Source organism: Streptococcus pseudopneumoniae (assembly GCF_001072665.1).
Taxonomy (GTDB): Bacteria; Bacillota; Bacilli; order Lactobacillales; family Streptococcaceae; genus Streptococcus; species Streptococcus pseudopneumoniae_S.
In genome coordinates this window covers 97,099-118,009 of record NZ_JVJI01000125.1, presented here as the reverse complement: position 1 = coordinate 118,009, position 20,911 = coordinate 97,099, and the positions used below count along the sequence as shown (strand labels likewise).

The following is a 20,911-nucleotide window of genomic DNA, read 5'->3' as shown; positions in this document are numbered from 1 at the left end:
TAGGAGGTAAATCTAATGGCTAAAAAATCAATGATTGCTAAGAACAAACGTCCAGCGAAGTTCTCTACTCAAGCTTATACTCGTTGTGAAAAATGTGGTCGTCCACATTCAGTTTACCGCAAATTTAAACTTTGCCGTGTTTGCTTCCGTGAATTAGCTTACAAAGGACAAATTCCTGGTGTAACAAAAGCATCTTGGTAATTTAAGATATCAAGGGCGTCAAAACTCCAAGTGAAAATAGGAAACTTGACGAAGAAACTGAAGTTTCTAGGAAAGTTTATCTTTTTCACACAGAGTTTAGCCCGGGTTCAGTTGGATTTGCCAATTTGAACACGAGCTACAGCTTTTGGCAAAAAAGACCAATTTGCTTTGGAGCATCGCTCCTGCATCAAATTGCCTATTTTTGCTCGTGCTGTTACGCTCTTTGTATCATGTATTAACTAGCAAGTGCAACTTGCAAACTACTAGTAAGAGGAGAAAAATAAAATGGTTATGACTGACCCAATCGCAGACTTCCTAACTCGTATTCGTAACGCTAACCAAGCTAAACACGAAGTACTTGAAGTACCTGCATCAAACATCAAAAAAGGGATTGCTGAAATCCTTAAACGCGAAGGTTTTGTAAAAAACGTTGAAATCATCGAAGATGACAAACAAGGCATCATCCGTGTATTCCTTAAATACGGACCAAACGGTGAAAAAGTTATCACTAACTTGAAACGTGTTTCTAAACCAGGACTTCGTGTCTACAAAAAACGTGAAGACCTTCCAAAAGTTCTTAACGGACTTGGAATTGCTATCCTTTCAACTTCTGAAGGTTTGCTTACTGATAAAGAAGCACGCCAAAAGAATGTTGGTGGGGAAGTTATCGCTTACGTTTGGTAAAATCAAGATACAAAGCTCGTAAAGAACAAAGCAAAATTAGGAAGTTGGAGAAGTTTGTTTACAAACAAGCCAACTTATCTATTTTGCGCAGTTCTTAGAGCGTGTTCAGTTCAGCTCTTGAACTAAATAAGTATCTGAACCCCGTGAAAACTGGCCGTTCTGGCCTGACAATCTAACAGGAGAAAATAAACATGTCACGTATTGGTAATAAAGTTATCGTGTTGCCTGCTGGTGTTGAACTCACTAACAATGACAACGTTGTAACTGTAAAAGGACCTAAAGGAGAACTTACTCGTGAGTTCTCAAAAGATATTGAAATCCGTGTGGAAGGTACTGAAGTAACTCTTCACCGTCCAAACGATTCAAAAGAAATGAAAACTATCCACGGAACTACTCGTGCCCTTTTGAACAACATGGTTGTTGGTGTATCAGAAGGATTCAAGAAAGAACTTGAAATGCGCGGGGTTGGTTACCGTGCACAACTTCAAGGATCTAAACTTGTTTTGGCTGTTGGTAAATCTCATCCAGACGAAGTTGAAGCTCCAGAAGGAATTACTTTTGAACTTCCAAACCCAACAACAATTGTTGTTAGCGGAATTTCAAAAGAAGTAGTTGGTCAAACAGCTGCTTACGTACGTAGCCTTCGTTCACCAGAACCATATAAAGGTAAAGGTATCCGTTACGTTGGTGAATTCGTTCGCCGTAAAGAAGGTAAAACAGGTAAATAATGTTGAGTGGTTGCTTCTCAACCAACAACTTATTTTCCAACTTTGTGCATAGCACACGATTTAAAACTAAAGAGGTGAAAACTGTGATTTCAAAACCAGATAAAAACAAACTCCGCCAAAAACGCCACCGTCGCGTTCGCGGAAAACTCTCTGGAACTGCTGATCGCCCACGTTTGAACGTATTCCGTTCTAATACAGGCATCTACGCTCAAGTGATTGATGACGTAGCGGGTGTAACGCTCGCAAGTGCTTCAACTCTTGACAAAGAAGTTTCAAAAGGAACTAAAACTGAACAAGCCGTTGCTGTCGGTAAACTCGTTGCAGAACGTGCAAACGCTAAAGGTATTTCAGAAGTGGTGTTCGACCGCGGTGGATATCTATATCACGGACGTGTGAAAGCTTTGGCTGATGCAGCTCGTGAAAACGGATTGAAATTCTAATAGGAGGACACTAGAAAATGGCATTTAAAGACAATGCAGTTGAATTAGAAGAACGCGTAGTTGCTGTCAACCGTGTTACAAAAGTTGTTAAAGGTGGACGTCGTCTTCGTTTCGCAGCTCTTGTTGTTGTTGGTGACCACAACGGTCGCGTAGGATTTGGTACTGGTAAAGCTCAAGAAGTTCCAGAAGCAATCCGTAAAGCAGTAGATGATGCTAAGAAAAACTTGATCGAAGTTCCTATGGTTGGAACAACAATCCCACACGAAGTTCTTTCAGAATTCGGTGGAGCTAAAGTATTGTTGAAACCTGCTGTAGAAGGTTCTGGAGTTGCCGCTGGTGGTGCAGTTCGTGCCGTTGTGGAATTGGCAGGTGTGGCAGATATTACATCTAAATCACTTGGTTCTAACACTCCAATCAACATTGTTCGTGCAACTGTTGAAGGTTTGAAACAATTGAAACGCGCTGAAGAAGTTGCTGCCCTTCGTGGTATCTCAGTTTCTGATTTAGCATAAGAAAGGGGATAAAATGGCTCAAATTAAAATTACTTTGACTAAGTCTCCAATCGGACGCATTCCATCACAACGTAAAACTGTTGTAGCACTTGGACTTGGCAAATTAAACAGCTCTGTTATTAAAGAAGATAACGCTGCAATCCGTGGTATGATCACAGCAGTATCTCACTTGGTAACAGTTGAAGAAGTAAACTAATGAATTTTTAGGGGATGTGCACTATACCATCCCCTAAAACTAGATATAGTCATCTATGATGACGTCGTATAGGCGAGTTGATGGGGGAGACAACCTTTTCTCCCTTATCGGCGCTAGCATTTTACAAAAGAGGAGAAAATAAAAATGAAACTTCATGAATTGAAACCTGCAGAAGGTTCTCGTAAAGTACGTAACCGCGTTGGTCGTGGTACTTCATCAGGTAACGGTAAAACATCTGGTCGTGGTCAAAAAGGTCAAAAAGCTCGTAGCGGTGGCGGAGTTCGCCTTGGTTTTGAAGGTGGACAAACTCCATTGTTCCGTCGTCTTCCAAAACGTGGATTCACTAACATCAACGCTAAAGAATACGCAATTGTGAACCTTGACCAATTGAACGTCTTTGAAGATGGTGCTGAAGTTACTCCAGTTGTTCTTATCGAAGCAGGAATTGTTAAAGCTGAAAAATCAGGTATTAAAATTCTTGGTAACGGTGAGTTGACTAAGAAATTGACTGTGAAAGCAGCTAAATTCTCTAAATCAGCTGAAGAAGCTATCACTGCTAAAGGTGGTTCAGTAGAAGTCATCTAAGAGAGGTGACCTATGTTTTTTAAATTATTAAGAGAAGCTCTTAAAGTCAAGCAGGTTCGATCAAAAATTTTATTTACAATTTTTATCGTTCTGGTCTTTCGTATCGGAACTAGCATTACAGTTCCCGGTGTGAATGCCAATAGCTTGAATGCTTTAAGTGGATTATCCTTCTTAAACATGTTGAGCTTGGTGTCAGGGAATGCCATGAAAAACTTCTCAGTTTTTGCTCTTGGTGTTAGCCCCTACATTACGGCCTCTATTGTTGTCCAACTCTTGCAAATGGATATTTTACCCAAATTTGTAGAGTGGGGTAAACAAGGGGAAGTAGGTCGAAGAAAATTGAATCAAGCTACTCGTTATATTGCTCTTGTTCTAGCCTTTGTGCAATCTATCGGGATTACAGCTGGTTTTAATACTTTAGCCGGAGCTCAATTGTTGAAAACAGCTCTTACTCCACAAGTCTTTATCATGATTGGTATCATCTTAACAGCTGGTAGTATGATTGTGACTTGGTTGGGAGAGCAAATTACAGATAAGGGGTACGGAAATGGTGTTTCTATGATTATCTTTGCCGGGATTGTTGCCTCAATTCCAGAGATGATTCAGGGCATCTATGTGGACTACTTTGTGAACGTCCCAAGTAGCCGTATTAACTCATCTATCATTTTCGTAATCATTTTGATTATTACTGTATTGTTGATCATTTATTTTACAACTTATGTTCAACAAGCAGAATACAAAATTCCAATCCAATATACTAAGGTTGCACAAGGTGCTCCATCTAGCTCTTACCTTCCTTTGAAGGTAAACCCTGCTGGAGTTATCCCTGTTATCTTTGCAAGTTCGATCACTGCAGCGCCTGCGGCTATTCTTCAGTTTTTGAGCGCCACAGGTCATGATTGGGCCTGGGTAAGAACAGCACAAGAAATGCTGGCAACAACTTCACCAACTGGTATTGCCATGTATGCTTTGTTGATTATTCTCTTTACATTCTTCTATACGTTTGTACAGATTAATCCTGAAAAAGCGGCAGAAAACCTACAAAAGAGCGGTGCTTATATCCATGGAGTTCGTCCTGGTAAAGGTACAGAAGAATATATGTCTAAACTTCTTCGTCGTCTTGCAACTGTTGGTTCTCTCTTCCTTGGTGTGATTTCTATTTTACCGATTGTAGCAAAAGACGTTTTCGGACTTTCAGAGGCAGTTGCTTTTGGAGGAACTAGTCTTTTGATCATTATCTCTACAGGTATTGAAGGAATCAAACAATTGGAAGGTTACCTGTTGAAACGTAAGTATGTTGGTTTCATGGACAGAACAGAATAAAAGTATTTACTAAGTCAGTAAATGCTGAGGGAGTGGAGGTTTAACTCTAACATTAGTGAGAGTTTGGTCTCCCCTCTTCTATTTTGTTTTTAAATAGGGGCGAAAAGACTTTTGCTTCTATTTAAAAATAAAATAAGGAGATCAAATCATGAATCTTTTGATTATGGGCTTACCTGGTGCAGGTAAGGGAACTCAAGCAGCAAAAATCGTAGAACAATTCCATGTTGCACATATCTCAACAGGTGATATGTTCCGTGCTGCTATGGCAAATCAAACTGAAATGGGTGTTCTTGCCAAGTCATACATTGACAAGGGTGAATTGGTTCCTGACGAAGTTACAAATGGGATCGTAAAAGAACGTCTTTCACAAGATGATATTAAAGAAACAGGATTCTTGTTGGATGGTTACCCACGTACAATCGAACAAGCTCATGCCTTGGACAAAACATTGGCTGAACTTGGCATTGAACTAGAAGGTGTCATCAACATTGAAGTGAACCCTGACAGCCTCTTGGAACGTTTGAGTGGCCGTATCATCCACCGAGTAACTGGAGAAACTTTCCACAAGGTCTTTAACCCACCAGTTGACTATAAAGAAGAAGATTACTACCAACGTGAAGATGATAAGCCTGAGACAGTAAAACGTCGTTTGGATGTGAATATTGCTCAAGGGGAACCAATCATTGCTCACTACCGTGCCAAAGGTTTGGTTCATGACATCGAAGGTAATCAAGATATCAATGATGTCTTCTCAGATATCGAAAAAGTATTGACAAATTTGAAATAAAGCGTTTTTCACACTTGCAAAAATCCGCTACAAATGTTATACTGAGATAGTCTGACTTATAATTGTTGTCTCTGTGTCTAGAGGCATCGAATCGAAATTTATGGAGGTGCTTTTGCGTGGCAAAAGACGATGTGATTGAAGTTGAAGGCAAAGTAGTTGATACAATGCCGAATGCAATGTTTACGGTTGAACTTGAAAATGGACATCAGATTTTAGCAACAGTTTCTGGTAAAATTCGTAAAAACTATATTCGTATTTTAGCGGGAGATCGTGTTACTGTCGAAATGAGTCCATATGACTTGACACGTGGACGTATCACTTACCGCTTTAAATAATCGAAAAACTTGGAGGGATAAGAAATGAAAGTAAGACCATCGGTCAAACCAATTTGCGAATACTGTAAAGTTATTCGTCGTAATGGTCGTGTTATGGTAATTTGCCCAGCAAATCCAAAACACAAACAACGTCAAGGATAAGATAGAAAGGAGAAAACATGGCTCGTATTGCTGGAGTTGACATTCCAAATGACAAACGCGTAGTAATCTCATTGACTTATGTTTATGGTATCGGACTTGCAACATCTAAGAAAATTTTGGCTGCTGCTGGAATCTCAGAAGATGTTCGTGTACGTGATCTTACATCAGATCAAGAAGATGCTATCCGTCGTGAAGTGGATGCAATCAAAGTTGAAGGTGACCTTCGTCGTGAAGTAAACTTGAACATCAAACGTTTGATGGAAATCGGTTCATACCGTGGTATCCGTCACCGTCGTGGACTTCCTGTCCGTGGACAAAACACTAAAAACAACGCTCGCACTCGTAAAGGTAAAGCTGTTGCGATCGCTGGTAAGAAAAAATAATATAGGAGGTAAAAGTCTTGGCTAAACCAACACGTAAACGTCGTGTGAAAAAGAATATCGAATCTGGTATTGCTCATATTCACGCTACATTTAATAACACTATTGTTATGATTACTGATGTGCATGGTAATGCAATTGCTTGGTCATCAGCTGGTGCTCTTGGTTTCAAAGGTTCTCGTAAATCTACACCATTCGCTGCTCAAATGGCTTCTGAAGCTGCTGCTAAATCTGCACAAGAACACGGTCTTAAATCAGTTGAAGTTACTGTAAAAGGTCCAGGTTCTGGTCGTGAGTCAGCTATTCGTGCGCTTGCTGCCGCTGGTCTTGAAGTAACAGCAATTCGTGATGTGACTCCAGTGCCACACAATGGTGCTCGTCCTCCAAAACGTCGCCGTGTATAATCATCGCATTACACTGCTTTTCGTTTAAGAGGGAGTAACTAAATGATCGAGTTTGAAAAACCAAATATAACAAAAATTGATGAAAATAAAGATTATGGCAAGTTTGTAATCGAACCGCTTGAACGTGGCTACGGTACAACTCTTGGTAACTCTCTTCGTCGTGTACTTCTAGCTTCTCTACCAGGAGCAGCTGTGACATCTATCAACATTGATGGTGTGTTACATGAGTTTGACACAGTTCCAGGTGTTCGTGAAGACGTGATGCAAATCATTCTGAACATCAAAGGAATTGCAGTGAAATCGTACGTTGAAGACGAAAAAATCATCGAACTAGATGTTGAAGGTCCTGCTGAAGTAACAGCTGGTGACATTTTGACAGATAGCGATATTGAAATTGTAAATCCAGATCATTATCTCTTTACAATCGGTGAAGGTTCTTCTCTAAAAGCGACTATGACTGTTAACAGTGGTCGTGGATATGTACCTGCTGATGAAAATAAAAAAGATAATGCACCGGTTGGAACACTTGCTGTAGATTCTATTTATACACCAGTTACAAAAGTCAACTATCAAGTGGAACCTGCTCGTGTAGGTAGCAATGATGGATTTGACAAATTAACCCTTGAAATCTTGACAAATGGAACAATTATTCCAGAAGATGCTTTAGGGCTTTCAGCACGTATTTTGACAGAACATCTTGATTTGTTTACAAATCTTACTGAGATTGCTAAGTCAACTGAAGTGATGAAAGAAGCTGACACTGAATCTGACGATCGTATTTTGGATCGTACGATTGAGGAACTGGACTTGTCTGTGCGTTCATACAACTGTTTGAAACGTGCCGGTATCAATACTGTGCATGATTTGACAGAAAAATCTGAAGCAGAGATGATGAAAGTACGAAATCTTGGACGCAAGAGTTTGGAAGAAGTGAAACTCAAACTCATTGATTTGGGTCTTGGATTAAAAGATAAATAAAGGAGGAATACATGGCTTACCGTAAACTAGGACGCACTAGCTCACAACGTAAAGCAATGCTTCGCGATTTGACAACTGACCTTTTGATCAACGAATCAATCGTGACAACTGAAGCTCGTGCTAAAGAAATCCGTAAAACTGTTGAAAAAATGATTACTCTAGGTAAACGTGGTGATTTGCATGCACGTCGTCAAGCAGCTGCTTTCGTACGTAATGAAATCGCATCTGAAAACTATGATGAAGCAACTGATAAGTACACTTCTACTACAGCACTTCAAAAATTGTTCTCAGAAATCGCACCTCGTTATGCTGAACGTAACGGTGGATACACTCGTATCCTTAAAACTGAACCACGTCGTGGTGATGCAGCGCCAATGGCGATCATCGAATTAGTATAAAATCATCAATTTTGTTGAGTGTTATGATGATGGAGTCTTGTGCTCTTAGTCTAGCTCTGGTCTACCGCTAGGATTTCGGTCCTAGCGGGAACACTCATCATAAGTTGGGATAGTAGACGCTTGTTTACGAAATTGTTTTTTGCTTAAGAACAACTTCGTAAGCAGGCGTTTTTGAGTATTTTCGTTAGAATTATGCTATACTATTTGAAAAGAATCCTGTTTAATGTTCAGGTTTCCTAATTAAAAGAAGAATTGGAGTTTGCTTATGAAAGCGATTATAACTGTTGTTGGTAAAGATAAATCTGGAATTGTTGCAGGTGTTTCTGGTAAAATTGCAGAATTGGGGTTGAATATTGATGATATCTCTCAAACCGTCTTGGATGAATATTTCACGATGATGGCTTTTGTCTCTAGTGATAAAAAGCAAGATTTTACCTATCTTCGTAATGAATTTGAAGCTTTTGGGCAAACTTTGAATGTAAAAATCAATATTCAGAGTGCAGCGATTTTCGAAGCTATGTATAATATCTAGGAGGTGCACATGGATATTAGACAAGTTACTGAAACCATTGCCATGATTGAGGAGCAAAACTTCGATATCAGAACCATTACTATGGGGATTTCTCTTTTGGACTGTATTGATCCAGATATCAATCGTGCTGCGGAGAAAATTTATCAAAAGATTACGACCAAGGCAGCTAATTTAGTGGCTGTTGGCGATGAAATTGCGGCTGAGTTGGGGATTCCAATCGTTAATAAGCGTGTATCGGTGACTCCTATCTCTTTGATTGGGGCAGCGACAGATGCGACGGACTATGTGGTTCTGGCAAAAGCGCTTGATAGGGCTGCGAAAGAAATCGGTGTGGACTTTATTGGTGGTTTCTCTGCCTTGGTACAAAAGGGGTACCAAAAGGGAGATGAGATTCTCATCAATTCTATTCCTCGTGCTTTGGCTGAAACGGACAAGGTCTGTTCGTCAGTCAATATCGGCTCAACCAAGTCTGGTATCAATATGACGGCTGTCGCAGATATGGGACGAGTTATCAAGGAAACGGCAACTCTATCTGATATGGGGGCAGCCAAGTTGGTTGTATTCGCTAATGCTGTTGAGGACAATCCATTTATGGCGGGTGCCTTCCATGGTGTTGGGGAAGCAGATGTTATCATCAATGTCGGAGTTTCTGGTCCTGGTGTGGTGAAGCGTGCTCTGGAAAAAGTTCGTGGAGAGAGCTTTGACGTAGTAGCCGAAACAGTTAAGAAAACTGCCTTTAAAATCACTCGTATCGGTCAATTGGTTGGTCAAATGGCCAGTGAGAGACTGGGTGTGGAATTTGGTATTGTGGACTTGAGCTTGGCGCCAACTCCTGCGGTTGGAGATTCTGTTGCACGTGTCCTTGAAGAAATGGGGCTAGAAACAGTTGGTACGCATGGGACGACGGCTGCCTTGGCTCTCTTGAATGACCAAGTTAAGAAGGGCGGAGTGATGGCCTGCAACCAAGTCGGTGGTTTGTCTGGTGCCTTTATCCCTGTTTCTGAGGATGAGGGAATGATTGCTGCAGTGCAAAATGGTTCTCTTAATTTAGAAAAACTAGAAGCCATGACGGCTATCTGTTCTGTTGGTTTGGATATGATTGCCATTCCAGAGGATACACCAGCTGAAACCATTGCGGCCATGATTGCAGATGAAGCTGCAATTGGTGTTATCAATATGAAAACAACGGCTGTTCGTATCATTCCAAAAGGAAAAGAAGGCGATATGATTGAGTTTGGTGGTCTTCTTGGTACAGCTCCAGTAATGAAAGTCAATGGAGCTTCGTCTGTCGATTTCATTTCTCGTGGAGGCCAAATCCCAGCACCAATTCATAGTTTTAAAAATTAAGAAAATAGGAGAAATTTTAAGTTCTATTTAAGGTTGGATGTGTATACTATAATCATTAAATAAAGACCTCCTAATATTATTTGAAACAGATAACACTGATTTAGTTTGAATTTGATTTTCATCTAATATCTTTATTTAATGAACTCCTAAACTTTTTCATAATAATCTCCTGCAAAAGTCGCCTGTCTGGGTGGCTTTTGTTTTATCATCCATGATATAATAGAAGCAAACGGAGGACGGAAAATGGTAAAAGTACGATTGTATTTGGTACGTCATGGCAAGACTATGTTTAACACGATTGGTCGCGCACAAGGTTGGAGCGATACTCCCTTAACAGCTGAAGGTGAGAGAGGGATTCAAGAATTAGGAATCGGCTTGCGAGAATCTGGTCTACAGTTTGAGCGCGCTTATTCGAGTGATTCTGGCCGCACCATTCAGACTATGGGAATTATCCTTGAAGAACTTGATCTGCAGGGGAAAATCCCTTATCGCATGGACAAGCGTATCAGAGAATGGTGTTTTGGTAGCTTTGACGGGGCCTACGATGGCGATCTTTTCATGGGCATTATTCCTCGTATCTTTAATGTGGACCACGTTCACCAATTATCTTATGCTGAACTGGCTGAGGGCTTGGTAGAGGTTGATACAGCTGGTTGGGCTGAAGGCTGGGAAAAACTCAGTGGCCGAATCAAGGAAGGTTTTGAAGCGATTGCTAAAGAAATGGAAGAACAAGGCGGAGGCAATGCCCTTGTCGTCAGCCACGGAATGACCATTGGAACCATTGTGTATCTGATTAATGGCATGCATCCTCATGGTCTAAATAATGGTAGCGTGACGATTCTTGAATATGAGGACGGTCAGTTTAGCGTAGAAGTTGTCGGCGACCGTAGTTACCGAGAACTAGGACGTGAGAAGATTGAAGAAGTCTCTATTTAATCAATGAGCTAGGAATTTGATAAGAATATCAAGATAAGAAAAAACAGCCGAGAATTCTTTCGGCTGTTTTTGATGGGGAAAACTAAAGTGTAATGCTATTGCTTTTAGAGATTTTCATAAACAAGAGCAAGGAACCTACTGTTAGAACAGTCAGGATAGTTGACAAGGCTGCGGCTACACCGTAATTTCCTCTGAGAACCTCTGTATAAATAGCTACAGTCATTGTTCTTGTTTTGACATTGTAGAGGAGGATAGAAGTAGAGAGTTCTGAAATCATTGTAACCCAAGATAGGATGGCTCCAGAAATAATACCAGATAGCATCATTGGAGTTGTAATCTTGGCAAAGGTATTGAGACGGCTACTTCCTAAGCTTTCAGCAGCTTCTTCAATACTTGGGGCTATTTGTTGTAAGCTAGCAACAGATGAGCGAATAGTATACGGCAATCTTCTGACAGATAGGGACATAATTAAGATGAAAGCTGTCCCTGTAATCATAAGAAATCCACTTCCAAATAGACCAGTATTGAAGGAAGAAATGAAGGCAATCCCTAGAACGGTTCCTGGTACAATATAAGGTACCATACTGAGGCTGTCAATTAAGTTTGTAAACAAATTACGTTTTCTAACGGCTAGGTAGGAGATAAATGTTGCGAATAGGACAACTAGAACTAAGGCAATCAAAGGGATACGAATGGTATTAAAAATAGCAGACCCCATACGATTGAAAGCTACCTTGTAACTGTTTAGAGAATAGCCTTTGACGAATACCATACCTGATGTTTTTAGGAAAGAAGTATAAATCAAGTAGACTTGAGGTAGAACAGAGAACAAGATAATTCCGTAGACTGTTGCATAAATGGCAGCCATTTTTCCTTTTGTAGTTTTTTTAGGCTCAATTGGATGGAGCGAATTCATGCTGAAACTGTAGCGGTTTGAGATGTATTTTTGGATAAGGAAAATCGCCAAGGCAATGATAATCGCCATAATTGCTAAAGCAGATGCAAAAGCAGAATTTCCTCCAACCTCGCTAATGAATTGGGTATAAATCAAGACGGGGAAAGTCCGATATCCTTCACCAATCAACATAGGCGTTCCAAAGTCTGAGAATGCTCTCATAAATACAAGCAAGGCAGCAGCTAGTAAGGTTGGAACTAGGAGAGGTAAAACAACCGTTACGATACGCTTAACTCCGAAGGACCCCATGCTTTCAGCAGCTTCAAGTAGAGAATTGTCAATACTTTTCATTGTCCCAGCAACGTAGAGAAATACCAGTGGGAATAGTTGCAGTGTAAAGACAAGTACAATTCCTTTGAATCCATAAATATCGATAGCTGGAAGATGAAGGGCATTTGTCAGGAATTTAGTAATGACCCCGTTTCGTCCCAGCAAGAGAATCCAGGAGTAGGCTCCCACGAAAGGAGCTGACATGGAAGCAATGATAATCAATATTTGTAGAAATTTCTTTCCCTTGAAATCATACATAGAGAAGAGGTAAGCTAATAGGGTTCCTACAACTAAGGAAGTGACAGTAGCGGTAATGGAAACCTTGAAACTGTTGACGAGTGTCTCAGAGTAGTAGGCTTTACTAAAGAAAGTGACAAAATTAGCTAGTGAGAATTGCCCTTCATGTATGAGTGCTTGCTTGAGCACGGTAACGATAGGATAAACGAGAAAGACAAGATAGGTAAGAAAGATGAAGAAAGAGGAGGCTGTCCAAATATTTAGTTTTTTACGTTCCATGGTTGACTCCTTTTATCAGGTTTTGCGAACCATCTGCAGAAAAGACGTTTAATTTTTGAGTATTGATTCGTAGACGAATACGATCGCCTTTTTGTAGATCTTCTTCAAAAGTTGATTCTTCGCTAACTTGAATTTTTGAGGCAAATCCTGTTTCGATGAAGTATTCAGTATTCAGTCCAAGGTAGACGCTATCGCTAATAATTCCTTCAATATCTCCAGATTCATCTTTAATGAACTCTTCAGGACGAATACTTACATGAATATCTTGTGCTTCAGCCTGATCAAGAGCTGGCATTCGAAGAGCATAGCCATCTGAAAAGACGATATAAGCGCCGTCGCTCCGTTTTTCAAGAGTAGCAGGGATAATATTTGTGCGTCCGATAAAGGTTGCTACAAACTCATTAGCTGGTTTATGATAGAGTTCTTTTGGCCGACCGATTTGTTGGATGACTCCGTCTTTCATAACAGCAATTTGGTCTGAAATAGCCATAGCTTCTTCTTGGTCGTGGGTCACATAAACAGTTGTAATTCCCACTTCGTGTTGGATTTCTCGAATAGCTTGACGCATATCCAAGCGAAGTTTGGCATCTAGGTTACTAAGTGGTTCGTCCATGAGGAGAACACTTGGATTGACAGCTAAGGCACGTGCCAAGGCGACACGTTGTTGTTGTCCACCACTAAGTTTATCGGGCTTTCGATCCGCATATTGAGCAATTTGCATGAGTTCAAGATACTTGTTGGTCTGTTGGACCAATTCTTCTTTTGGAACCTTCTTTTGCTTGAGACCAAAAGCGACATTATCTCGAACAGTCAAATGTGGGAAAATAGCGTAGTTTTGAAAAACCATCCCGATATTGCGTTTGCTGGGTTCCATATTATTGATTTTTGTATCATCGAAGTAAAATTCTCCACCTTCGATACTGTTGAAACCTGCAATCATACGAAGAAGAGTCGTTTTCCCACACCCTGAAGGACCAAGGATGGTAAAGAGACTTCCTTTGGGAACTGTAATATTTAAATTATCAATAACAGGAACATCGTGGTAGATTTTTTTGGCGTTAATAATTTTGATCTCACTCATAGTGAACCTCTTTTACTGTTTAGATTGGATATCTGTAAAAATGTCATTGTACTTTTTAAGAATAGTGGATTTATTTTTAATGACATAATCTGAATCTTCGGTGGCAATCTTGATTTCTGTCATAGCCTTCATATTTTTATTGGTTTTAGCATTTTTACGAATAGGTCTGATTGTAGTTTCAGTTCCTAGCTTATCTTGGATTTCTTGAGAAAGGAGGAAATCGATAAATTTCTTAGCGTTTTCCATGTGTTTAGCATTTTTGATGATAGCTGCGTTACCAGGTAAAAAGACGGTTCCTTCTTTTGGATAAATAACTTTTACATCAACTCCGTCGTTTAAGAGTTTTAAGGCAGGGTCTTCATAGGTGAGTCCTACAGCCATTTCTCCATCGGCGACAGCTTTGTAAACATTTGAAGAACTAGATGCAATCTTTCCATCTACTAGGGTAAATAGATTTTTCACATAGGTCCAAGCTTGTTCATTTTCGTATCCACCTTGATCAACAAGCATGTTTGTTAATTGAGCAAAGGCGCTAGAAGCATTACTAGGATCAGCAGTAGCGATTTTTCCTTTTAATTTAGGATTGAGTAGATCATTGTAGCCTTCAATTTTAATATCTTTTGTAAGAGCTGAATTGGCAATGATAACACTGACATCAAGTGTATAAGGCGTGTAGAATCCAGTTTTATTTTGATATTCAGGGATTATCTGGTCGTTTTCTTGGGAAATATAAGGTTCAAAAAGTTTTTCGTTAGAAGAGAAGAGAGCGTAGGAACCTCCGAAAATGACATCGGCTACTGGGGATTCTTTTTCGGCCTCAGCTTTTTTGAACAATTCACCCGTGCTGGCTTGTACTAAATCAACCTTAATACCATATTTGTCTTCGAAGGCTGGAATTGTTTCTTCGATAAGGTCCTCAGGATTAGGCGAGTAGACAACCAAAGTGTTATCTGAATCTTTTTCAGAGCTAGTTTCCGCTTCTGTTGTTGAAGAACATCCTGATAAAGTAAGAAATATCCATCCACAAGAGAGAAAGAATAGTAGTTTTTTCATAATAATCTCCTTTTTACGAACATTTTAACTCTACAACCTACTTAATGTTTATAATTTGCAGAGTCCTATAGGATATAATAAAAACCTTAAAGAAATCTAAAACGGGGAATATGAGTCAAAGGCGCTAGGGGAAAAAGATGAAAGAGACAAATAATCGATATAAGTTAATTTCAAGTGCTAGCTAATTTTTTATACTGCTAAATAAGCTAGATTTGCGATTCAGTCTTTCTTACCATCCAAGTCTAAAAGAACATTTCTCATCTTTCAAATTCCCTCAAAAATGGTATAATAGTAACATCACAAAATTGGAGAGAGACCATGAGTTTTTACAATCATAAAGAAATTGAGCCTAAGTGGCAGGGCTACTGGGCAGAACATCATACATTTAAGACAGGGACAGATGCATCAAAACCGAAGTTTTATGCTCTTGATATGTTCCCTTATCCATCTGGAGCGGGTCTGCACGTAGGACATCCAGAAGGCTATACTGCAACCGATATCCTCAGCCGTTTCAAACGTGCGCAAGGACACAATGTCCTTCACCCAATGGGTTGGGATGCTTTTGGTTTGCCTGCAGAGCAATACGCTATGGATACAGGTAATGACCCAGCTGAATTTACAGCTGAGAATATTGCCAACTTCAAACGCCAAATCAATGCGCTTGGATTTTCTTATGACTGGGATCGTGAAGTCAATACAACAGATCCAAACTACTACAAGTGGACGCAATGGATTTTCACTAAGCTTTACGAAAAAGGTTTGGCCTATGAAGCGGAAGTACCAGTAAACTGGGTTGAGGAATTGGGAACAGCTATTGCTAATGAAGAGGTTCTTCCTGACGGAACTTCTGAGCGTGGAGGCTATCCAGTTGTCCGTAAACCAATGCGCCAATGGATGCTCAAAATCACGGCCTATGCAGAGCGCTTGCTTAATGACTTAGACGAGCTTGATTGGCCAGAGTCTATCAAGGATATGCAACGCAACTGGATTGGGAAATCAACTGGTGCCAATGTAACTTTCAAAGTAAAAGGAACAGACAAGGAATTCACTGTCTTTACTACTCGTCCTGATACTCTTTTCGGTGCGACTTTCACAGTTCTGGCTCCTGAGCATGAATTGGTTGACGCTATCACAAGTCTAGGGCAAGCAGAGGCTGTAGCAAACTACAAACACCAAGCTAGCTTGAAATCAGACTTGGCTCGTACAGACCTTGCCAAAGAAAAAACTGGTGTTTGGACTGGTGCTTATGCTGTAAACCCTGTTAACGGTAAAGAAATCCCAATCTGGATTGCCGACTACGTATTGTCTAGCTATGGAACAGGTGCTGTCATGGCTGTGCCTGCCCACGATCAACGTGACTGGGAATTTGCCAAACAATTTGACCTTCCAATCGTAGAAGTGCTTGAAGGTGGAAACGTTGAAGAAGCTGCCTACACAGAAGATGGACTTCATGTCAATTCAGACTTCCTAGATGGACTCAACAAAGAAGATGCTATTGCCAAGATTGTGGCTTGGTTGGAAGAAAAAGGCTGTGGACAAGAGAAGGTCACCTACCGTCTCCGCGACTGGCTCTTTAGCCGTCAACGTTACTGGGGTGAGCCAATTCCTATCATTCATTGGGAAGATGGAACTTCAACAGCTGTCCCTGAAAGTGAATTGCCACTTGTCTTGCCAGTAACCAAGGACATCCGCCCTTCAGGTACTGGTGAAAGTCCACTAGCTAACTTGACAGATTGGCTTGAAGTGACTCGTGAAGATGGCGTCAAAGGTCGTCGTGAAACAAATACTATGCCACAGTGGGCTGGTTCAAGCTGGTACTACCTCCGCTATATTGACCCGCACAATACTGAGAAATTGGCCGATGAGGATCTTCTCAAACAATGGTTGCCAGTAGATATCTACGTGGGTGGTGCAGAGCACGCTGTGCTTCACTTGCTCTACGCTCGTTTCTGGCATAAATTCCTCTTTGACCTCGGTGTTGTTCCAACTAAAGAACCATTCCAAAAACTCTTTAACCAAGGAATGATTTTGGGAACAAGCTACCGTGACCACCGTGGCGCTCTTGTGGCAACCGATAAGGTTGAAAAACGTGACGGTTCCTTCTTCCATGTGGAAACAGGCGAAGAGTTGGAGCAAGCACCAGCCAAGATGTCTAAATCCCTTAAGAACGTTGTAAACCCAGACGATGTGGTGGAACAATACGGTGCCGATACCCTTCGTGTTTATGAAATGTTCATGGGCCCACTTGATGCTTCAATCGCTTGGTCTGAAGAAGGTCTGGAAGGAAGTCGTAAGTTCCTTGACCGTGTTTACCGTTTGATTACAAGTAAGGATATTGTTGCGGAAAACAATGGCGCTCTCGACAAGGTTTACAACGAAACCGTTAAAGCTGTCACAGAGCAAATCGAATCCCTCAAATTCAACACAGCCATTGCCCAACTTATGGTCTTTGTCAATGCGGCTAACAAGGAAGACAAGCTTTATGCAGACTACGCCAAAGGCTTTATTCAATTGATTGCACCATTTGCGCCTCACTTGGCAGAAGAACTCTGGCAAACTGTTGCAACAACAGGTGAGTCAATCTCTTACGTGGCTTGGCCAACTTGGGATGAAAGCAAATTAGTTGAAGACGAAATCGAAATCGTTGTCCAAATCAAAGGAAAAGTCCGTGCCAAACTCATGGTCGCTAAAGACCTATCACGTGAAGAATTGCAAGAAATTGCTCTAGCTGACGAAAAAGTCAAGGCAGAAATTGACGGTAAGGAAATCGTGAAAGTGATTAGTGTACCGAATAAATTGGTTAATATTGTTGTGAAATAAGATAGGAATCCTTCAGAGTAGAATCTGGAGGATTTTTTATTTGACAGGAAGTTTCTGTTTTGTTAATATGATTAACAAAGGAAAGAGAGATTATGGATAAAAAAGAATTTATTGCATTTAATAATCGTTTCAATAGATTTATTTTAGCGTTTGACCAGTTAAAAAAAAATCAACATAAAAGTGGTGTTGACAAATCCATTACTTTGAATGAGGTACATTTGATTGTTGTGATTGGGGAAAATCAGCCCTTAAATCTAGTAAAATTATCTGAATTATTAGAAGTTTCAAGAAGTGCAATAACTCAAAGTGTTAGGAGATTGATTCAAAAAAATTTAGTTGTTTTTGATTTTGATCCGAATAATGGGAAAAATAAATATTTGAGATTATCTGAAAAAGGCATCGAAATTTTTAAAATCCATAAGGAGCAACAAGAATATATTGAAAAATCAATCTTTTCAGTTTTAAACAACTATAGCGAGGTGGAACTTAAAACAGTTGTGAAATTGATGGATGATATTGAAAAGGTGTGGGGAGAATTACCGTGGTAAAAGTCACGGTAAATTTCAAACATAATTGTTAAGCAAATTAACAAAAAGGAGAAGATATGACTGTAAACATAGAACTGATTTCACAAACAGATTTAGCGGATGAATCTTTTTATATTGCTATTAATGGTTTAGAACCAAGGGCAATGTATTGTGTAGAAATGTACCTGTCTGATTATTACTGTATAAATGCTCCCTTGCTTTTAGATCATGATGTTATATGGAAATCAACCGCAATTTTTTTATCTGATCAGGACGGTATGATTGATACCTCTCAGACAGTATCTATTTCGGGATCTTATAAAGAAGTTTCAGAAATGGGATTATTCTTTAATGCGAAACCGTTGAAGAATAGGAAAAGGAGATTACCGAGTTCTCTTGATAGAATTCCATTACGAGATTGTTTTGGTGTTGAAATTAAAATCAGGCTGGGGAAAGATATGGTCGCGGAGCAAAGTTTTGTAAGGCGTTATATGAATCTGGGAGTAAGATATCAAGATATCTATGACAAGCATTTTCAAGGTCGATTATTTTATGATGAAAAGTTAAGAAGGGCGCCAGCCGTGATTATTGTTAGCGGTAGTGAGGGAAGAATTGAAAAAGCTCAGAATATTGCCCAACTTTTATCTTCTAGAGGCTATATTTGTCTTGCAATAGCTTATTTTGGTTTAGAGGGATTACCCCAAAATTTAGAACGAATTCCAATAGAATGTCTGGAGGAAGCGAAAGATTTTCTATATCATCATCCTCAAGTTGATAATACAAAAATAGGAATATATGGTCGATCTAAAGGAGCAGAGCTTGTTCTGGCTGGACAAAGTATTTTGGATGATGTGCAATGTTTAGTACTCAATTCTCCCTCAAATGTAATATTTGAGGGAATAAAGGGAAAACTTAATTCTAATTCATCTTCTTGGACATATTTACAAAAGGAACTTCCTTATCAAAAATTTCAGTTAGGAGATTATTTGTTAAACAAGTTTTTTGGAAAACATATTCCTGAAGATAGTAGGGCTCAGATTGATGTGAGTAAAATTTCCTCCCCTTTATTATTACTAGGAAGCGATGTTGATGAAATATGGAATGCATCATCCGCGATAGATGATATCATTTCACATTATAAAGGGGAATCCATTTTGTTTAAAAAATACCATGAAACAGGGCATATGTTGACGGTTGCTTATCAACCGAATCATCGTTATCGAAAAGATTGGCGCTTATTAATGAAAGAAAGTGTAGACTCTTGGTTTGCTACGATAAGTTTTTTTGATACACATCTGAAGAATTTGTAGATAGTCCTGAACCGTACTATAATAGTCCCAACTAAGATAAAAACACAGTTCTGGTTGGTAGTCCAGTCTACAAAAGCAAACACTAAAACAAGAGAAATTTGAATACAAACAGTAAAAAATAGAGAGAAGCATAAGGGGCATTAACTCACTCGTTCCCATATTTGATTATTCCTCCATAAAGTGGATGGATAATTTTTATAAGAGAAGTTTGCATTATTGAATAGAAAACCAAGTGTTTCCTAAAATTTTCATTGAGATATGTTATACTATATTCAATAAGTGAATAAGGAGAATGCTATGCCAGTAAACGAATATGGTCAGATGATTGGTGAGTCAATGGAAAGTTATACACCTGGTACACTGCCTTCTATTGATTTCTTAGAAGGGCGTTATGCTCGAATAGAGGCTCTATCGGTAGAAAAGCATGCAGAGGATTTGCTAGCTGTTTATGGTCCTGATACTCCTCGGGAGATGTGGACCTACCTCTTTCAGGAACCAGTGGCAGATATGGAGGAACTGGTCAGCCTTTTAAATCAGATGTTGGCTCGTAAGGACCGTTTTTACTATGCAATCATAGACAAAGCAACTGGTAAGGCTTTGGGAACTTTTTCTCTCATGCGTATTGACCAGAATAACCGAGTAATAGAAGTGGGAGCTGTCACTTTTTCTCCAGAGCTCAAGGGGACTCGGATTGGAACCGAAGCCCAGTATCTACTGGCTCGCTATGTCTTTGAAGAGCTGAACTATCGTCGCTATGAGTGGAAATGCGATGCTCTTAACCTACCATCGAGACGAGCTGCGGAGCGTTTAGGCTTTATCTATGAAGGAACCTTCCGTCAGGCAGTTATTTATAAGGGGCGTACGAGGGATACGGATTGGTTGTCTATGATTGATAAGGACTGGCTTCAAGTCAAAGCTCGATTGGAAGCATGGTTGGATCCTGAAAATTTTGATAAAAATGGGCGGCAGTATAAGAGCTTGAGAGAACTCTAAGAGGTGGTGACATGATAATCATTAGAAAACAAGAAGTTGTCAAGCTCGAGGATGTTTTGCATCTCTATCAGGCTGTCGGTTGGACAAATTATACAAATCAACCTCAGATGTTGGAGCAGGCCTTGTCTCACTCATTAGTAATTTATCTGGCACTTGATGGTGATGCCGTGGTGGGCTTGATTCGGTTGGTCGGAGATGGTTTTTCGTCAGTTTTTGTACAGGATTTGATTGTTTTACCTAGCTATCAGCGCCAAGGAATTGGTAGCTCCTTGATGAAAGAGGCTTTAGAGGATTTTAAAGAGGCTTATCAAGTCCAGCTGGCGACAGAACAGACAGAAAAAAACGTTGGATTTTATCGTTCTATGGGCTTTGAAACTTTATCCACCTATGATTGTACAGGAATGATTTGGGTAAACAGAGAAAAATAACAAAACTTGTTTTTCTTAAGTAAAGTTTAAGGCTGGTCTAGTATTATATAG

26 protein-coding genes are annotated in these 20,911 nt (G+C 39.9%); 23 read left to right on the top strand and 3 right to left on the bottom strand.

Annotated elements, in window-relative coordinates; all coding sequences use genetic code 11:
* Positions 1-15 precede the first annotated feature (15 nt).
* The 18 genes from ADH52_RS08780 (at position 16) to ADH52_RS08695 (ending at position 10,907) form a co-directional block, all read left to right on the top strand.
* On the top strand, positions 16-201 hold the full coding sequence (locus ADH52_RS08780) for a type Z 30S ribosomal protein S14 (protein ID WP_001085697.1): 186 nt from the start codon (positions 16-18) through the stop codon (positions 199-201).
* Between the two features lie 285 nt (positions 202-486).
* Positions 487-885, top strand: coding sequence for a 30S ribosomal protein S8 (gene rpsH / locus ADH52_RS08775; RefSeq protein WP_000245504.1), 399 nt, complete (start codon positions 487-489; stop codon positions 883-885).
* A 191-nt stretch (positions 886-1,076) separates the two neighbouring features.
* On the top strand, positions 1,077-1,613 hold the full coding sequence (rplF, locus tag ADH52_RS08770) for a 50S ribosomal protein L6 (RefSeq protein ID WP_000086640.1): 537 nt from the start codon (positions 1,077-1,079) through the stop codon (positions 1,611-1,613).
* Between the two features lie 83 nt (positions 1,614-1,696).
* Complete coding sequence (gene rplR, locus ADH52_RS08765; protein ID WP_000624044.1) at positions 1,697-2,053, top strand: 50S ribosomal protein L18; 357 nt, start codon at positions 1,697-1,699, stop codon at positions 2,051-2,053.
* A 17-nt stretch (positions 2,054-2,070) separates the two neighbouring features.
* On the top strand, positions 2,071-2,565 hold the full coding sequence (gene rpsE / locus ADH52_RS08760; RefSeq protein ID WP_000874202.1) for a 30S ribosomal protein S5: 495 nt from the start codon (positions 2,071-2,073) through the stop codon (positions 2,563-2,565).
* 13 nt (positions 2,566-2,578) lie between these two features.
* Positions 2,579-2,761: a 50S ribosomal protein L30 gene (gene rpmD / locus ADH52_RS08755; RefSeq protein ID WP_000057241.1), complete on the top strand. Its 183-nt coding sequence runs from the start codon at positions 2,579-2,581 to the stop codon at positions 2,759-2,761.
* A 144-nt stretch (positions 2,762-2,905) separates the two neighbouring features.
* Positions 2,906-3,346 (top strand): 50S ribosomal protein L15, encoded by a 441-nt coding sequence (gene rplO / locus ADH52_RS08750; RefSeq protein WP_000766087.1) that lies wholly within the window; start codon positions 2,906-2,908, stop codon positions 3,344-3,346.
* A gap of 12 nt (positions 3,347-3,358) precedes the next feature.
* Positions 3,359-4,669, top strand: coding sequence for a preprotein translocase subunit SecY (secY, locus tag ADH52_RS08745; RefSeq protein ID WP_000465403.1), 1,311 nt, complete (start codon positions 3,359-3,361; stop codon positions 4,667-4,669).
* 148 nt (positions 4,670-4,817) lie between these two features.
* On the top strand, positions 4,818-5,456 hold the full coding sequence (locus ADH52_RS08740; protein WP_001050436.1) for an adenylate kinase: 639 nt from the start codon (positions 4,818-4,820) through the stop codon (positions 5,454-5,456).
* Positions 5,457-5,572: 116 nt separating this feature from the next.
* The gene (gene infA / locus ADH52_RS08735) at positions 5,573-5,791 is read left to right on the top strand and encodes a translation initiation factor IF-1 (protein ID WP_001029883.1); all 219 of its coding nucleotides are present in this window, start codon (positions 5,573-5,575) and stop codon (positions 5,789-5,791) included.
* Between the two features lie 24 nt (positions 5,792-5,815).
* Positions 5,816-5,932: a 50S ribosomal protein L36 gene (gene rpmJ / locus ADH52_RS08730; RefSeq protein WP_001808836.1), complete on the top strand. Its 117-nt coding sequence runs from the start codon at positions 5,816-5,818 to the stop codon at positions 5,930-5,932.
* 17 nt (positions 5,933-5,949) lie between these two features.
* Positions 5,950-6,315, top strand: a complete 366-nt coding sequence (gene rpsM, locus ADH52_RS08725) for a 30S ribosomal protein S13 (RefSeq protein WP_000090781.1) — start codon at positions 5,950-5,952, stop codon at positions 6,313-6,315.
* Between the two features lie 17 nt (positions 6,316-6,332).
* Positions 6,333-6,716, top strand: a complete 384-nt coding sequence (gene rpsK, locus ADH52_RS08720) for a 30S ribosomal protein S11 (protein ID WP_001118385.1) — start codon at positions 6,333-6,335, stop codon at positions 6,714-6,716.
* Between the two features lie 42 nt (positions 6,717-6,758).
* Positions 6,759-7,694 carry a DNA-directed RNA polymerase subunit alpha gene (locus tag ADH52_RS08715; protein ID WP_000568988.1) on the top strand — a complete coding sequence of 312 codons (936 nt, stop codon included), beginning with the start codon at positions 6,759-6,761 and terminating at the stop codon, positions 7,692-7,694.
* Between the two features lie 11 nt (positions 7,695-7,705).
* The gene (rplQ, locus tag ADH52_RS08710) at positions 7,706-8,092 is read left to right on the top strand and encodes a 50S ribosomal protein L17 (RefSeq protein ID WP_000331493.1); all 387 of its coding nucleotides are present in this window, start codon (positions 7,706-7,708) and stop codon (positions 8,090-8,092) included.
* 265 nt (positions 8,093-8,357) lie between these two features.
* Positions 8,358-8,624: an ACT domain-containing protein gene (locus tag ADH52_RS08705; RefSeq protein ID WP_049510968.1), complete on the top strand. Its 267-nt coding sequence runs from the start codon at positions 8,358-8,360 to the stop codon at positions 8,622-8,624.
* Positions 8,625-8,633: 9 nt separating this feature from the next.
* Positions 8,634-9,971 (top strand): PFL family protein, encoded by a 1,338-nt coding sequence (locus tag ADH52_RS08700; RefSeq protein ID WP_049510967.1) that lies wholly within the window; start codon positions 8,634-8,636, stop codon positions 9,969-9,971.
* 243 nt (positions 9,972-10,214) lie between these two features.
* On the top strand, positions 10,215-10,907 hold the full coding sequence (locus tag ADH52_RS08695) for a histidine phosphatase family protein (protein ID WP_049510966.1): 693 nt from the start codon (positions 10,215-10,217) through the stop codon (positions 10,905-10,907).
* Positions 10,908-10,989: 82 nt separating this feature from the next.
* Here ADH52_RS08695 and ADH52_RS08690 read toward each other — a convergent pair whose 3' ends face one another.
* Genes ADH52_RS08690 through ADH52_RS08680 form a run of 3 tightly spaced genes read right to left on the bottom strand, consistent with a single transcriptional unit; the run spans position 10,990 to position 14,782 of the window.
* Positions 10,990-12,648, bottom strand: a complete 1,659-nt coding sequence (locus ADH52_RS08690; RefSeq protein ID WP_049510965.1) for an ABC transporter permease — start codon at positions 12,646-12,648, stop codon at positions 10,990-10,992.
* Positions 12,638-13,729, bottom strand: a complete 1,092-nt coding sequence (locus tag ADH52_RS08685) for an ABC transporter ATP-binding protein (protein ID WP_049510964.1) — start codon at positions 13,727-13,729, stop codon at positions 12,638-12,640. Before ADH52_RS08685 ends, ADH52_RS08690 begins: the two co-directional genes overlap by 11 nt.
* Positions 13,730-13,741: 12 nt before the next feature.
* Positions 13,742-14,782: an ABC transporter substrate-binding protein gene (locus ADH52_RS08680; RefSeq protein ID WP_049510963.1), complete on the bottom strand. Its 1,041-nt coding sequence runs from the start codon at positions 14,780-14,782 to the stop codon at positions 13,742-13,744.
* A 318-nt stretch (positions 14,783-15,100) separates the two neighbouring features.
* On the opposite strand from ADH52_RS08680, the gene leuS reads away from it, so the two are divergent.
* The 5 genes from leuS to ADH52_RS08655 all read left to right on the top strand — a co-directional run bounded on the left by leuS (position 15,101) and on the right by ADH52_RS08655 (position 20,860).
* Entirely contained in the window at positions 15,101-17,602 is a 2,502-nt protein-coding gene (gene leuS / locus ADH52_RS08675; protein WP_049510962.1) for a leucine--tRNA ligase, read from the top strand.
* Between the two features lie 92 nt (positions 17,603-17,694).
* Complete coding sequence (locus tag ADH52_RS08670; RefSeq protein ID WP_049510961.1) at positions 17,695-18,150, top strand: MarR family transcriptional regulator; 456 nt, start codon at positions 17,695-17,697, stop codon at positions 18,148-18,150.
* A gap of 56 nt (positions 18,151-18,206) precedes the next feature.
* Positions 18,207-19,439 carry an acyl-CoA thioesterase/BAAT N-terminal domain-containing protein gene (locus tag ADH52_RS08665; RefSeq protein WP_049510960.1) on the top strand — a complete coding sequence of 411 codons (1,233 nt, stop codon included), beginning with the start codon at positions 18,207-18,209 and terminating at the stop codon, positions 19,437-19,439.
* Positions 19,440-19,736: 297 nt separating this feature from the next.
* Entirely contained in the window at positions 19,737-20,432 is a 696-nt protein-coding gene (locus ADH52_RS08660; RefSeq protein ID WP_049510959.1) for a GNAT family N-acetyltransferase, read from the top strand.
* An 11-nt stretch (positions 20,433-20,443) separates the two neighbouring features.
* A complete protein-coding gene (locus ADH52_RS08655) occupies positions 20,444-20,860 on the top strand; it encodes a GNAT family N-acetyltransferase (protein WP_049510958.1) in 417 nt (138 codons plus the stop codon).
* Positions 20,861-20,911 lie beyond the last annotated feature (51 nt).

Bases quoted from the DNA above. Each gene is read 5' to 3' on its own strand.
- ADH52_RS08780 (WP_001085697.1), top strand. From the start codon at position 16: ATGGCTAAAAAATCAATGATTGCTAAGAACAAACGTCCAGCGAAGTTC.
- rpsH (WP_000245504.1), top strand. From the start codon at position 487: ATGGTTATGACTGACCCAATCGCAGACTTCCTAACTCGTATTCGTAAC.
- rplF (WP_000086640.1), top strand. From the start codon at position 1,077: ATGTCACGTATTGGTAATAAAGTTATCGTGTTGCCTGCTGGTGTTGAA.
- rpsE (WP_000874202.1), top strand. From the start codon at position 2,071: ATGGCATTTAAAGACAATGCAGTTGAATTAGAAGAACGCGTAGTTGCT.
- rpmD (WP_000057241.1), top strand. From the start codon at position 2,579: ATGGCTCAAATTAAAATTACTTTGACTAAGTCTCCAATCGGACGCATT.
- rplO (WP_000766087.1), top strand. From the start codon at position 2,906: ATGAAACTTCATGAATTGAAACCTGCAGAAGGTTCTCGTAAAGTACGT.
- secY (WP_000465403.1), top strand. From the start codon at position 3,359: ATGTTTTTTAAATTATTAAGAGAAGCTCTTAAAGTCAAGCAGGTTCGA.
- ADH52_RS08740 (WP_001050436.1), top strand. From the start codon at position 4,818: ATGAATCTTTTGATTATGGGCTTACCTGGTGCAGGTAAGGGAACTCAA.
- rpmJ (WP_001808836.1), top strand. From the start codon at position 5,816: ATGAAAGTAAGACCATCGGTCAAACCAATTTGCGAATACTGTAAAGTT.
- rpsM (WP_000090781.1), top strand. From the start codon at position 5,950: ATGGCTCGTATTGCTGGAGTTGACATTCCAAATGACAAACGCGTAGTA.
- ADH52_RS08715 (WP_000568988.1), top strand. From the start codon at position 6,759: ATGATCGAGTTTGAAAAACCAAATATAACAAAAATTGATGAAAATAAA.
- rplQ (WP_000331493.1), top strand. From the start codon at position 7,706: ATGGCTTACCGTAAACTAGGACGCACTAGCTCACAACGTAAAGCAATG.
- ADH52_RS08705 (WP_049510968.1), top strand. From the start codon at position 8,358: ATGAAAGCGATTATAACTGTTGTTGGTAAAGATAAATCTGGAATTGTT.
- ADH52_RS08700 (WP_049510967.1), top strand. From the start codon at position 8,634: ATGGATATTAGACAAGTTACTGAAACCATTGCCATGATTGAGGAGCAA.
- ADH52_RS08695 (WP_049510966.1), top strand. From the start codon at position 10,215: ATGGTAAAAGTACGATTGTATTTGGTACGTCATGGCAAGACTATGTTT.
- ADH52_RS08690 (WP_049510965.1), bottom strand. From the start codon at position 12,648: ATGGAACGTAAAAAACTAAATATTTGGACAGCCTCCTCTTTCTTCATC.
- ADH52_RS08685 (WP_049510964.1), bottom strand. From the start codon at position 13,729: ATGAGTGAGATCAAAATTATTAACGCCAAAAAAATCTACCACGATGTT.
- ADH52_RS08680 (WP_049510963.1), bottom strand. From the start codon at position 14,782: ATGAAAAAACTACTATTCTTTCTCTCTTGTGGATGGATATTTCTTACT.
- leuS (WP_049510962.1), top strand. From the start codon at position 15,101: ATGAGTTTTTACAATCATAAAGAAATTGAGCCTAAGTGGCAGGGCTAC.
- ADH52_RS08670 (WP_049510961.1), top strand. From the start codon at position 17,695: ATGGATAAAAAAGAATTTATTGCATTTAATAATCGTTTCAATAGATTT.
- ADH52_RS08665 (WP_049510960.1), top strand. From the start codon at position 18,207: ATGACTGTAAACATAGAACTGATTTCACAAACAGATTTAGCGGATGAA.
- ADH52_RS08660 (WP_049510959.1), top strand. From the start codon at position 19,737: ATGCCAGTAAACGAATATGGTCAGATGATTGGTGAGTCAATGGAAAGT.
- ADH52_RS08655 (WP_049510958.1), top strand. From the start codon at position 20,444: ATGATAATCATTAGAAAACAAGAAGTTGTCAAGCTCGAGGATGTTTTG.